The sequence below is a fragment of the Zavarzinella sp. genome (genome assembly GCA_041399155.1).
GTDB lineage: Bacteria > Planctomycetota > Planctomycetia > Gemmatales > Gemmataceae > JAWKTI01.
Genome location: JAWKTI010000001.1, coordinates 860,332 through 873,795 on the forward strand (window position 1 = coordinate 860,332; position 13,464 = coordinate 873,795).

Here is a 13,464-nt window from a genome sequence, read left to right on the forward strand (position 1 = left end):
TTGCATCACTTGGAACTCGTTGTGGAAGGAAGGCTTGCAGGTGGGGCAGTTTTTCGCTGGTACAGCACTACGTTCGTGTGCTGATCTGCCACGTCGAAGGTTTGCTCAAACGGCTCTTGATCGCCCAGTAATTGCACGCGATACTTGCCAGGTGTCACGGTGGTGCAGACCAATGTTGCAGGCTGTCCGTTACAGGCAATCGCAGTCAGGCGGTGCGTTTCTTTGGTTTGCAGATTTACCAGTTCGCAGCGGGAAATCTGTCCCAGGCGATTCGCCGAAAAGTGAATCGAGATGGGAGTACGATCTTTCGTCGTGGGAATCTGCGAAAAGAGAGCCACTGAATCCTGCCCACTGTTCCCAAGCAACATATCAGGCCGACCATCCTGATTCAGGTCGGTGGTGGCGACAACCTGACTGTTCCAGGTGCGTTGTGTAACACCAAGTGCCAGGGATTCATCCTGAAAGGTGCCATCCGGTTGTTGCAGAAATAATCGATTAGGGGCCAGCACGCACCCCACGTAGCAATCTGCCAGTCCATCACCGTTGAGATCACCCCAGGTTATATGGTGGGCATGAGTCAGTGCGTTTGCGGGCAATTTGTCTGGCAAAGGTTGAAGTTGTTTCTTTTCCAGATCCGCCTGCACGATACGCATGGTTTGCTGTTGAAAACAGGAATATTGCAATTTGCCACGATCGCTGAAACAAGCTACTTGACCCGTTGTCTGCAGCCATTCTGGAAGTGGGGTCTGTTGAAACGGCTTCCTGGCTTGCAGCATGAGAGAATCTTTCGGCTGATTGTTTACCAGAATCGCCTGGGGCTGATTGTTCTCAAACCAATCAATCGTCTTGAGCTGCTTTATTGCTGTTTGATTCCCCAGCCCACGTGGACCAACGCCCCACGCGGCAGAAACATCCTGAAACCAGCCCGCTGCGGACAGTTTTGCCTGCCCAGGCTGGCAGTAGAATGCGAAATCGCCATTGCCCTGGGTAATCTTCAATAACAGATGGTTCTTGCCGGGCCGCAAACGAATGGTCAACTGATTCTGATCTGGCAGACAGGCTCGATTGGTGTTTTCTGCCAGCACCCGCTTGCCATTGACAAACACCGCCAGCCCATCATCCGACCCCAGCGACAGTGGGATCTCGGCAATACCCACGCAGGTAATTTCACGTGCAACATAAACAGTTGCATCGTTGTTCAAGTTGGGATCATTGAAGATCGCCAGGTTATTGATCTGACCATCCTTGAATTCGCTTTTCGTCCAGGAAACTTTGCGGTTCCCTTTGCCCATCATTGTCTGGGTGAAATCGATCTGTTGCTCCGGTGGATAAACCGCATCAAAGCCTTTGCCACCAGTATTATCAAACGGGCCGATATGCCACCACTCGCCCAGTTGTGGTGGGGTCAACTGCTTCACCGCATCTGCAGGCAGGCGATTTTCGTAAAGTGCCACACCACCAAAACAACTACTGGCCAGAATGTCTGCTTTGCCATCGCCTGTAAAATCACGGATCACCACACCCGACAGGCACTTCATCGAATCTTCGATCAGCGCGGAATCATCACGAAATTGTCCGTTCTGCAGATTGGTAAACAGCCGCACGCCGGTGCTGGTGGCCAGGGCCAGATCGTGGTAACCATCAGCATTATAATCGCCCCAACACACGGCAGATGCGGTAGTCAGATCTGGCAGCACCACCTCCGCAAACGAATCCCCCTGGTGCTGAAACAATGCCACTTTCGTCGTGGTAAGAATGCAGAAATCCTGTTTGCCATCCAGATTGAAGTCGCACGGATATATCCCCAGCACAGTGCCACCAAAGTTGCCCAGTGGGGCAAGGTGGCTGAAGCCGGGCACACCTTCAATTCGACGGATATCATCCGCACCCCAGCCCACAAAATCTCGTTTGATATTCCAATCAAGATTCTTCATCGAATTTTTCATCCGCATAATGCGGGCGGTGCGTTTGGCAATCAGTTCCTTGTTGTCTTCCATGCACGGCACTAATGCTTCGTTGCCGGCAAGCAGCGTCGTAATTAACGCGGGCAGCCGATCTGCTTTGCCAGCATAACTCCGCAATAGAAACGGCTCTCCGTGGGACATCCCCCAATAATCTCCACGTGGATAAGCCTGATACCAATTCATATCGATGCACATTTCGCTGGCACTGCCGTTGTGAAAGAAGACCGCAATTTTGCCGACTTCGGCCCAATCGAGAATCGCTTTGATTTCACCTGGCTTTAATTCCCCTTCCAGCACGTGGCGAATCTCATCCTGGGGGTGCTTTCCTTTCAGGTCCTTGATTTTTCGGTAAACGATAATCTTCTTTGCTTTATCCACTTTGGTAATCTGGACCGTCGCAATCACCACTGACTGCTGAATGACACTGCTCAGTGGCATGGCAATTTCCACATACGCATGTGCTTGTGGGGCTGCCCAGCCCAGCAATATGCAGGGAAGCAACAGAATCAGTACTTGTTTCATGATTATTGCTCCGGTGTTAGTTTCGGTTCTGGCGTGGGTGCATTCAGTGCAGTCAGGCGTTCCTTCGCAATCGCTGCCCATGGATCTTTGGGATAGTCTTTTACCACCCGTTCCAGTAATCGCTTAGCCTGGGCTGGTTTGCCATCTGCTACCAACGCACGTGCGGCTTCACAGAGGGCAATCGGGTGAAGGTCGCGTTCATCAAATGTGTATGGCACAATCAGAAGTGCAGCGACCGCATCTCCATAGCGTTTCTGCTCCAGACGACACAGCCCGATCTGCAGGTGGGCTTTCGCTGCCAGATCGCTGCTGACCAGATTGATCACCTGCTGATACGATTGCACCGCCTGATCGTGTTGCCCTTGTTGCTGGAAAGCCCAGCCCATGCCATAGCGTGCTTCCGGCATCCACCGGCTACTTCCATATCGCTGTGGGACAAGATCGTACGCCTGGCGTGCAGCATCCCACTGTTTGGTGCCAGCAAGTGCCTGCCCCAGCCGCACCACTGCCTGATCGGATACGCCATTGACCCAATGAAACTGGCCGTTATCTTTGAAGATCGTCAACCATTTGGCAGCATCCTGATGATCACCCTTAGCCAGCAGGCACTCTCCCAGTTGCAGGATTGCCTGGGCACGCACGGGGGACTGTTCATTGTTGGCCACCGCTTCCAGGTGGTTGCGGGCATCGTCCCATTCTTTCTTCGCTGCCAGGCAGGTTCCCAGGCGAACTTTCACCTTATCCAACACCGCCTGAGTGGGGAATTCATCGCCGGAAGGCTCCAGATCGTTGGCATCCTTCAAGAGTTGAATTGCAGGGTCATACTCTTCGCGCATCAGGTGCATTTCTGCCAATTCCAGGCGGGCATCCACCGAAAGGATCGTATCGCTGAATTCCTTGATCAGGTGGTTGTAACAACTGCGGGCCACATTTTCGCCGTGCTGCACCGTGACATCTTTTACAGCAATCACGGGTTGAGGGATGTAAGGCAGATCGGCACCTTCGGGCAGCTCTTTCTTGGCCTGACTTCGCAAGTCCAGCCATTGCTGCTTCTGCTTGCGGTTCTGTGCTTCACGAATTTCGTATTCACCGGCGTAACGTGCTGCCCAGGCAGCTTCGTAAAACAATCGCTCGCGTGCGGGTGCTGCTGAAAACGTTGTGCGGGTATTCTGGGCCATCTGCAACGCTTCACTGCCCGCACGAATGACATCATTCAGCCGATCATTCACTACAGATTTTGCCTGGCTGATTTTTCCCGCATCATTCCCAGCTTCCTGTAATTTCTGCCGGGCCTCGTCGAACTGCTTTTTCACTACCTGAATGCGGCACTGGCTGGCACGGAGTTCTGCTTCCAGCAACAGATCACTTTGTGGCACCATGGAGGGAATAGTTTTGAACAAGGTGAAGGCTTCCTGATATTTACCCCACTGCTGCAGTGCCAGGCCATGCTGATAGCGAAGCTGGGCCAGTTTATCTTTCTGTTGTGCCAATGGTTGCTCCCAGCGATCGCGGGCGGCCTGCAGCACCTTCACGGCTTCTTCTGCCTGATTCTGCTGCCGCAAGATCGTGGCTAACCGCATCAAAGCGAATGGTGCATAAGGCGACTGCTGTTGTGGGTCCTGGGTGAACTTTCGCAGTTCGTTGATTGATCCTCCATGATCCCCCACCAGATACAGACATTTGGCACGCTCCATAATGGCGGCTGTTGCCTGGGGCTGCTGTGGGAACTGTTGCTGCAGTTTTTCAAACGTCTGGCGTGCTGTCTGAAGTAGTGGCCCACGTTCGTTCTGATCCAGCGTCAGTTCTGCAACGCGCAATTGGGAAGTGCCTAACTGGTACATCGCCATCACCTGATCGGCGGGCTTGGTACTGTCGATGCCCACGAACGATTCCAGGTGCTCTATTGCTTTTTGCAGCAGTTCCAGCACTTTGCGGGTTTCAATCGCCCCACGTACGGTGGCAGGTGCCTGTCGCAGGTAGCTGTCCGCCAGCAGGTAATTCACATAAGCCAGTTCCCCAATTCGCTCGGTAGTGGGGATCTTCGATAATTCACTGATGGCCTGATCGTATTCATCCATGCGAAAGTGAGACATCGCCAGACTGTAGCGTGCCACATAACGCTGGGGAAATTCCCCACCCTGGGTCAACACGGCCTGATACTGCTTGATAGCATCCTTATAGATGGGCTGCCAGCGATCGGGATACTTGATCGCATCTGGTTTGCTGTATTCATCTACCGCACGGAAGTAGGTATTTTCTGCCACCAGCAGCATCGCATCGGTGCGTAAAGAATGCTCCGGATTCCGGCCAATCCATTCTTCCGCCAGCCGTCGGGAAGTATCGTAGTCTTTCGCCAGATGAAACGCCTGAGCACGGCTTAATTCATGGATCGGTCTTTGTTCTGGCTGGGCGTTTTCATTAATCACGGTTTCCAGCACCACCGCCGCATCTCGGTGCAGGCCAGTCTGTTGCAACATCTCTGCAAGCGACTGCTGAATTTCCGCACGCCGCATCTTGGCCCTGGGATCGGTGTTCGCCAGATTTGCCGCACGGTCGGCGGCAGTGCGAATGATTGTAATCGCCTGTTGCAAACCCTGTTGTCGTTCTGCCTGTTTCGTGGCATCCAGTGCGTTCGCCTGACCTGCCAGTGCTTTGGCTTTCCAGTACAGCACCTGATCGAGCAGTGGGGCTTCGTTTTCTAATGGTTGCAAGGTGGCCAGTGCTTCGGGATATTGTTTCAATTGCACCTGACAGAAGCCCATCCGCAAGCGAACTTCCTTCGCCAGTGGGGATTGCGGCTGATCTTTCAGAAATTGTTCCAGCAACGTGTATGCTTCGGCGGGTTTCCCTTCTTCGTACAGAATGGTGGCACCATAGTATTGTGCGGCAAAGACAAAATCGGGGCGTGGCCCCACCGCAAGTGCCTGCAGGCGTTTCCATTCTGCTGGTTGTTGGCGATACTGGTCGGGCTGTTTGATTTTCTCAATGGCCTGGCGCTTCTGCGTTTCGTAATCTTCCAGCACTTTGGCATAAAACTGTCTGGCTTCCGCAGGTTGACCAGTAGCCTGATACACCCTTCCAAGCAAGTATCGTGCGTGCAAACCGTGGTACGTTTGATCAAACGGCATTAACTTGCTTAACGCACGCCCCGCCACCAGAAAATCGTTTTTCTGAAATGCAGCATAGGCGTAGGCAAAAACTCCCCCACTGTAGCTGGGTGTTTTTTCGAGGGGCAACTCACTCAGGAAAGGCTCCGCAGTCTTCAGTGCATCATCGTATTTTTTCAGGCGGTTTTCCAGTTCGGCTTGTTCTGCGAGACAGCGTGCATACCACACCACGTGCGTGGGCGTTTTTTCTAACTGTGCCTTCAGCGTCTGCGCGGCTCGGCGGTAGGAATTGATTGCTTCCTGAAAACGATCTTTCGCCCGCTGCTGCAGGGCTGCTGCTTCATTTGGCTTGCTGGCCAATTGTTCCAGTGCCTCCAGTCCTAACGCACGGATGGAGTACGACTGATAGTATTGGGCAATGCTCTGCACGGGCAGATTGCCATCATCCGCACAGGAATTGAACTGCTCGAGTGCCTTCTGGTAATCCGGGGGCTGTTGTTGGAGCAACGTATAGCCCAGGTGGTACCGCACACGGTTGGTTTGGGGCTGGCCGTTGAACTTTTGCAGAAATTCATTGAACAACTGCACTGCCACGGCGTGGTTGCCTTCTTTCAGTGCGTTCCGCCCACCCTGGTAGAGCATTTCTGCCTGTTGTTCCGGACTGACTTGCGCGCACAGATGTGCGCCCCCACTTGACAGCAGGATCAAGGCCGGAAGTGAATGAACCATGTACTGGAAGAGGCTGCGGATCATGATTTTCTACTCCGTGAGGCCGATCGCAGGTGGGATAGAGACAACCCCCACCATTGTCGATGGAAATGTGGGTGATGTCAACCAATAAGCGGAAAATATCGATTGCAACGATCGATTCGCTTTTCTGGGGGCGATTTGTCTGTATATTCCCCAAACTGTGCGTGCAATTCGTGCCAACAAGCATGAAATTCCACCACACAGTGTACTATAAATAATTATACTATACAGAACAATAGTTGTTTCAGAAATTTTGGTAAATTTTTTGAAAATTTGAAAATATTCTCAACTTGGTCAGTTTCCGTTCAGAGTTTGTGCATATTGTTCGGACACGCGGAGCAGTTCAGCCACGTACTGCGAACGTTTGAAAAGTAGCGGGCGAAACTCGCACTCGCGGTATGCTTCAGCAAGCGGAAATTGCCTCCACGCGAGCCAACCGACGTGCTCAGGCCATACCTGGACAGACACAGCGATGGCCCCACACATAGCCTCGCCGCAAGTACAGACCAATACCTCACTAAATCCCGGAAACCATGGAAACGCCGGTATTCCCAAGAGGTGCATACGAGGCAGTAACAGTGACCTGGCCTGTACCCACTGGTACCGACTCACAGATGCGTCCGATCCCTCAGCTTCCCGAAACGGTGCCTCAAGTTTTCTCACTCGTTCGGTCAGCGGTTCGCCATCGACGTAGATGGCAACTGTCAATTTGTTCGTCCATCCTACTCCCGGCACCAATTCAAGTTCGATGACATTCATTCCCCCTCGGTTGCAGAATGCAACCCGCCCTATGGCTATACATCCGCGATTAAGCAGAACGCGGTCTTAGATACGAAGCGATTCCTGCTCCAATCGCTCACTTAGGCCGCCTGCGCCGTAACCTTTACTATACGCAATCGCGGACCGGACACATACCGGACCGTATGCAAGATCATAACTCGCCCGCGTGGCCGGGTCCGCTGCAACAAATGGTTAGGCGTCTTCATCGCGTGAGTATTGGATGAATTTACCGCCAAGTTCCTTGGTCCATTCTAGAACAAGTGACAACGCGACCTGTTCAACACTAATGATTACTAGTGGCACATCTTCGTCCATCGACCAACTCACGTCGCCGACGCACTCGCCATTTAGTATGACTAAAGCGACATCAGGCGTCGGACGGATAGTCATTGATTGACAGGTGAAGGGGTTGATTGCTTGACGTGGTTCCGGACGGGGAAGCTCAGCCCGGCGGTCGACGAGCTGACACCACGGTTCGCGACTTAGCGATGAAATGTTGCTGTCTGGCTCAATGGTTCCTTCGACCTTCATGCTGCCCCTTCGCCTAACGACTAAGCTCACATGCCCAGCGGCATCAGGTGCGCTCGAACTCCCAGAAACAAACCACCTGGCCGGGCCCGGTGCAGCGCCGGATTAGGCCCTTGCCTTGTCGCTGAGAACGAGCTGCCCGTCCTGAACAACGTAGTCGCACGCTACCTCGAGCATAATCGATAGGTGAACCCATTGAAAATGGCCCATTTTCAAGGTACATCGAAAATCCGTCTTCAGATGCAATGCCACCAGGTTCCCGATACCTTGGATTTGGGCCGAATTGAAGGATTTGCTCAGCGCGGTATCGCGTAGTTCCATGTACTAAAATCATGGGGAGCCTGAACTAGACGGATGAATTGTGTATTTTTATGGCACTTATTTGCTTTCGGTACTGGAAAACGCACAACATTCAGACGTTCTTCAGTGTTCCACGTGGAACGTTTTGGTATTTTCTGAAATCTGAGAGAACAAATGAAATCTCAGCAAAACTACTCATAAGCCTTATCAGTGGTGAGCTTTTTTCTGGCACAATTATTGACCGCCACGACGCCAAGTCGCCAAGAAGAAAAATAATGGTCATAGGTGGTTTGGCGATGAAACCAAAAAATTGTCAATAATATCCTATTTGGCTTTCTTGGTGTCGTGGCGCCTTGGCGGTCAATAAAATTAGTCCCTTTAAAATTCATGCCATAGCTGTAATTATGCACAAATTGGCATTCAACTTGAAAATCAGCACGTGTAAAAGTACGGTTTGTGGGCTGGGATTGATTCAATGAATGAGATTCACATCATCCCACGTAGAATGTGGGACATTCAAAACTGTGTGAGGCACCCAGCTTAGCGATTGGGGCAATTGCCGTTCGGGCAGTTGCTGGTCGCAGGGTAATAATAGGTTGCTGGTTGCACCGTGGTGCCTGCGGTGGGGCAATTGCCGTTCGGGCAGTTGCCGGTTGTTGCGGGGTAGTAGTACCCAGCGGTCGTTGTTGCGGTGGGGCAGTTGCCGTTCGGGCAGTTGCCGGTTGTTGCGGGGTAATAGTACCCAGCGGTCGTTGCAGTACGAGAGCAATTGCCGTTGGCACAGTTGCTGCTGTAATAAACAGCCGGTGCACCATTCACAATCGTTTCCGTGGTGGTCACTTTTTCGGTGGTTTCGTACTTGGTCAGTGCGGAACAGAATTCTTTGCAGGTCACTTCGCCTGTCACATGGTATGCCTGGTGGGTCACGGTCTTGTTGCTGATCACAACGCCTTTTTCGCCCACTTCCAGGGTCTGTGCTAAACTGGTGCCCATTGGGGTAGTTTTGTCTACGTAGAGACAAACGAAACCACTTTGCAGTTTTGCCACCGTCTCAGCAGACAGTTGTTGGTCTTTGAAAACCTGCTTCCAGCCTTCCTTGCCACTGGCAATTACGGTCACCAACGGTTTGTTGGCTTTAATGGCCACATTCCGTGCGGTTGCGTAATCGGTTTGCCAGGAAATTTCTTTACTCAAAGCTGCGGGATTCATGCTCCCAAGCAGCGACACCAGCATCATGCACACTTGCATCAATCAATTCTCCTAGACGCGAATCAATGTTGTTAAATTGGCACAAATGACCAATTTGGCGAGTAAATTCACAAAACTTAGGTAAACTAGGCAATTTAGATAATCTATTTTCGTCACAAATAGACAAAAATAGACATTTTTTACAGCGCTGTCTTGCCAGTCATACTACCGATACCGAAGTGGGAGAAACTGGCTTTCAGAAAAATCGTTAAAATCATTAGAATTCGAAAAATCAGTAGAAATTGAGGCGATTTATGAAGAAAATTCATTATATTTTCTTCATAATTGTAGTCAGATTTTCCGGCGAAGTGCGTCCAGCAGTTCCATCAAGTGACCTTGCAGGTCCCGATCGGTGCCTGCTTTGGCCAACTCCAGAGCCTTCTCAGCGAGTGGAAGTGCTTCCACGTATTTACCCAACTGAAGGTACATCTCTATTGCAGCGGGCATTTGCTTTACCTGGTTCGGGTATTTTGTTAAGAACTCATGAAAACCTTCAGTGGCACCACTGATGTCGCCAGATTGGGCCAGAATTTTGTTCTGGGCGAAGAAATACCCTGGCTCATAGCGTGTTTCGCCCTGATCCTGCAGCACCTGGCGTTCTTGTTGCAGCAGGGCAATCGCTGTGGAAAACTCCTTTCGCTCGCTGAATTGCTTGATCAGATACGAAACGTAGGTGGCACGTTCGCTGCACTGGGGGTCTTGAAGAGCATCCTGTGCCAATTGTATCGCACTTTCGTGGTTTCCTTCCCGCATCGCAGCCTGAAACTGATCCAGTGCTGTGACAGGTTGTGGCACCGATTCGGGTGCAGGCTGTTCCCCACCTGTCGCGGGGGCACTTTCGCTAACTGCTTCCTCAGTAGGTACTTGAGCCGCTTTCTGTTCTGGGAACGGTGCCTTTAAGGGTGGCAGGCCAAGTTTGGAAAGCAGATTCGCCAAACTGTCTTCAACCACTTTCATGCCAAGGAGTTGCAGCTGCATAACTGGAAGCCAGAACGCGATACAACATCCGCACCACCCCCTTCAGGCGGGGTTGCAATGTGGGATCCTGAGCAGCTTCCAGCGGAGTTTTCCCTTGCAGGGACTTTCGTGGCATTTTCAGCCACAGTTCATTCAGGATGTGCTCCAGTTGCAGTCCCACTTCGGGAGGAATTTCTTCCTTTCCTTCCAGTGCGGGGTGCAACACCTGTACAAAAAATTTCGAGGGATTGAAATATTTTTCATTCTCTGCAGGAATTTCAAATACGCCAATGATATTTTCCTGGATTTCAGCAACAATCTGCTGCATATCCGCTTCCGTATCGCTGAGCAGGTTAAATTGTGTCTCTTGATTTTCCAGGGCCTGAGCGTCGAACTGTGCCAATTGTGGGACAAACTTGTGCACACCAGGTATTTCCAGTGTGGATGACTTGCCAAAAAGGTGCACCAGCAGTCGATTCTGTGAAGATTCGCCAAATAATGCCCGTTTTTGACTGGTAAAGTATTCCAGCATAGGTTGAAGACCCTGCGGATTACGCATTTTCAAGTCTTTCACGTAGCCACTGTATTCTTCAGGCAGTTCATCTGCTGGGACGGAAAATTCATACACTTCCAGCATGTAGGCCACTTCTTCGTGGTGTTCGCCAGCACTGGGATCGGCCAATAACTGTTCCAGAATCGGCTTGGCCTCGGTCCTGTTGCCCAGCAAGGTGTGTACCAGTGCCAGATTGAATTTCCCCACCACATTGGTGGGGTTGTTTTTCACAAATTCTTCACATCCTTGTTTTACTTTCAGAATCCCACCGATCGAGAGCAGTTGATTCCACTCTTCCAGTTGTTTTGCTGGAATTGCAGGATCTGGTAGCAGAAATCGCTGGCCGATTGACAGATACATCTTGGACTGCCAGTGTTCCAGCAGCATCCTCAGCCGTTTCAGGCCTTCACCTTTTATGTGATTGCGGATTTTTTCGTCCAGAATCAGTGGCACCAGGTAATTCTGGCTGAATTGTTCATTTGCAATGAATTGGGCAAGGAACAATGAATAAATGGTGTCTGCCACATAAGGATCGCCAGAGGTATAGTGCTGGTCGAGCATCTGCCAGCACATTCCCACCATTTCGGATTGGAATTCTTCTTTTCCATCGGCATCTGCAGTAAGGATTTGAATCTGCAGTGCCAGTGCTCTGGGGGTTCCTGGCTCCAGTTCGATTGCTTTTTGTAATGCCGCTTTCGCGCGCTCTGTTTGCTGGTCGGCAGAAGCAAGACTGGCTAACAAAAGCCATGCTTGTGGTAATCTGGGGTATTTTTTGACCACTTTTTCGAATGCGGCCACTGCGGCTGCAGTCTGCTTCGCGTCCGACAGGTCGAGGCCTTCCTTAAAATCGTTGTAATAGGCATTGCAGCACCACTTGAACTGTTTGCCCGAACCACAAATGCAATCCGAATACGGATCGGGACGGCCCTTATGTTTCATCTTTTTTTCACCAAATTCACTAACTGAGAGCAATTGTTGTACTACTGTATAGTTAATATTTCCAGAGAGAATTTAAAAAGTTGCCCCGTTTTGTTGACCGTTTCGAATTTGCAGCTTAGGCTACAATGTGATTTGGGAATCCGAGAAACAGGGTTGTTTCTTGTAGATTCGTGTTATAATTGGAATGTTGTAGGACAGGCGGTCCGCGATCAACTGAAAATAGATTATTTACAGTAATACTGAAGGGTGATGTCCATGGTTAGCTCCGATCTGGGCGCTTGCGAGTGGTTTGTTTGGGATCTGCGACGCAGCGGACTCATCGATCGCGGCCAATTAAACGAATTGGTGGGTGAATTTCTGAAACGGAACCCACGTGCAGAACCACCTGCACTGGCAGAATACCTAATCAGCCAGAAATCAATCACCGCTTTTCAGGCGGAACGGGTGCTCGAAGGAAAGACTCAGGGTCTTGTTCTTGGGCCGTACGTGTTGGTCGATGCCATTGGCTCCGGCAGCATGGGACAGGTCTTCAAGGCAATTTCCAAAACAGATCAACAACTGTACGCCGTGAAAGTGCTGCCACGTCGCAGCATGTGGAACGTACGTCTGGCCCGCCGACAGGTACGGGCCTTTTCACAGTTTAATCACTCTTCAATCGTACCTTTTTCCGATGTGGGCACGGCAGGTGGGTTACACTACCTGGTATGGCCATTAGCCAGTGGCGAAACTCTGGAAGCCAAAGTTACCCGCGCTGGTCATCTGGCACCAGAAGAAGCTGCTGCGGTAATTTCGCATATTGCCCAGGGGTTGGCGATTGCCCACCAGCACGGGTTGTTCCATGGTTTAATCAAGCCATCGAATATCATGCTGAGCAGTGATGGCATCACCAAGATTCTGGACTTCGGCATCGGCTCGCTGTTGGTGGAAAACGAAGGGGAATCGCTGGTGGATACCATGTCCACTGCGAACTCGTTGACCAGTGGCCTGGATTGTGCCAGCCCTGAAAGTATTATGGAGCCTACCAACCGGACACCTGCCGGTGACCAATATAGCCTGGGCTGCTCGCTGTATTATGCGTTATCCGGCCACTATCCATTCCCGGATGGGACCGCCGTTGAAAAAATGATGGCTCACCAGTTTAAGCCACCGACACCGTTAAAGGACGTCGCTCCTCACGTGCCGGAAGGTCTGGTTGCCATTGTGGATCGTTTACTGCAAAAATCGCCCGACAGCCGCTTTGCAAGTGCAGAAGAAATCGTGGCTGCCCTGCAACCTTATGCACAGGATCCCCAAACGGAGCGTTTACCGAACAAGAATGCTCGTCGCATGACCCCTGCCCGCCCGCAGCCACAACAGCCGCAAGTGCGTCCTCAAGGTTCCGTGTTCGATCAGCAACAGCCGTCGACACAACCTTACGATACCCCTGCGGTCAGCTCACATGTGCAGCCGACAGTGCCTTCGAATATTTTTGCTCAGCCAGCACCACAGGCACAACCTGCTCCGCAAGTGCAGCCACAGCAACAGTTTACGCCAGGTTCCTCCGTGGCACCCACCCCGCAGTTACCTGGTCGGCAGAATCTGCAACAGCGAAACTGGGTGGAAGCACCTCAGCGTACCCCCATCTTTGGCCCACTGATGATTTTCCTGCTGGTGGCACTGGTGACCGCACTGGTCGTGCTGGTGGGCAAAAACTTCCTTTTCCCAGTTGAATAAATCATCCGAAATTGGCTCTGGACAGGATTCAAAACCTTTCCGGAGTGTTCATTCAGCAAATCCCATTGCTGCAGGCACGTTATAATACCAAATTGAGTATCGC

General features: G+C 51.4%; 7 protein-coding genes. 1 reads left to right on the forward strand and 6 read right to left on the reverse strand.

Annotation, left to right across the window (positions count from 1 at the left end; all coding sequences use genetic code 11):
* Positions 1-5: 5 nt before the first annotated feature.
* The 6 genes from R3B84_03655 to R3B84_03680 form a co-directional block, all read right to left on the reverse strand.
* Positions 6-2,486 (reverse strand): VCBS repeat-containing protein, encoded by a 2,481-nt coding sequence (locus R3B84_03655; protein ID MEZ6139646.1) that lies wholly within the window; start codon positions 2,484-2,486, stop codon positions 6-8.
* A 2-nt stretch (positions 2,487-2,488) separates the two neighbouring features.
* Positions 2,489-6,346, reverse strand: a complete 3,858-nt coding sequence (locus tag R3B84_03660; protein MEZ6139647.1) for a tetratricopeptide repeat protein — start codon at positions 6,344-6,346, stop codon at positions 2,489-2,491.
* 969 nt (positions 6,347-7,315) lie between these two features.
* On the reverse strand, positions 7,316-7,654 hold the full coding sequence (locus tag R3B84_03665; protein MEZ6139648.1) for a hypothetical protein: 339 nt from the start codon (positions 7,652-7,654) through the stop codon (positions 7,316-7,318).
* An 837-nt stretch (positions 7,655-8,491) separates the two neighbouring features.
* Entirely contained in the window at positions 8,492-9,202 is a 711-nt protein-coding gene (locus R3B84_03670; protein ID MEZ6139649.1) for a hypothetical protein, read from the reverse strand.
* Positions 9,203-9,490: 288 nt separating this feature from the next.
* Positions 9,491-10,177 carry a hypothetical protein gene (locus R3B84_03675; protein ID MEZ6139650.1) on the reverse strand — a complete coding sequence of 229 codons (687 nt, stop codon included), beginning with the start codon at positions 10,175-10,177 and terminating at the stop codon, positions 9,491-9,493.
* A complete protein-coding gene (locus R3B84_03680; protein ID MEZ6139651.1) occupies positions 10,143-11,648 on the reverse strand; it encodes a tetratricopeptide repeat protein in 1,506 nt (501 codons plus the stop codon). The genes R3B84_03675 and R3B84_03680 overlap by 35 nt, the downstream gene beginning before the upstream one ends.
* A 255-nt stretch (positions 11,649-11,903) precedes the next feature.
* Here R3B84_03680 and R3B84_03685 point away from each other — a divergent pair, with 255 nt between their 5' ends.
* The gene (locus R3B84_03685; GenBank protein ID MEZ6139652.1) at positions 11,904-13,361 is read left to right on the forward strand and encodes a serine/threonine-protein kinase; all 1,458 of its coding nucleotides are present in this window, start codon (positions 11,904-11,906) and stop codon (positions 13,359-13,361) included.
* The last annotated feature ends 103 nt before the right edge of the window (positions 13,362-13,464 follow it).

Bases quoted from the DNA above. Each gene is read 5' to 3' on its own strand.
- R3B84_03655 (MEZ6139646.1), bottom strand. From the start codon at position 2,486: ATGAAACAAGTACTGATTCTGTTGCTTCCCTGCATATTGCTGGGCTGG.
- R3B84_03660 (MEZ6139647.1), bottom strand. From the start codon at position 6,346: ATGATCCGCAGCCTCTTCCAGTACATGGTTCATTCACTTCCGGCCTTG.
- R3B84_03665 (MEZ6139648.1), bottom strand. From the start codon at position 7,654: ATGAAGGTCGAAGGAACCATTGAGCCAGACAGCAACATTTCATCGCTA.
- R3B84_03675 (MEZ6139650.1), bottom strand. From the start codon at position 10,177: ATGCAGCTGCAACTCCTTGGCATGAAAGTGGTTGAAGACAGTTTGGCG.
- R3B84_03680 (MEZ6139651.1), bottom strand. From the start codon at position 11,648: ATGAAACATAAGGGCCGTCCCGATCCGTATTCGGATTGCATTTGTGGT.
- R3B84_03685 (MEZ6139652.1), top strand. From the start codon at position 11,904: ATGGTTAGCTCCGATCTGGGCGCTTGCGAGTGGTTTGTTTGGGATCTG.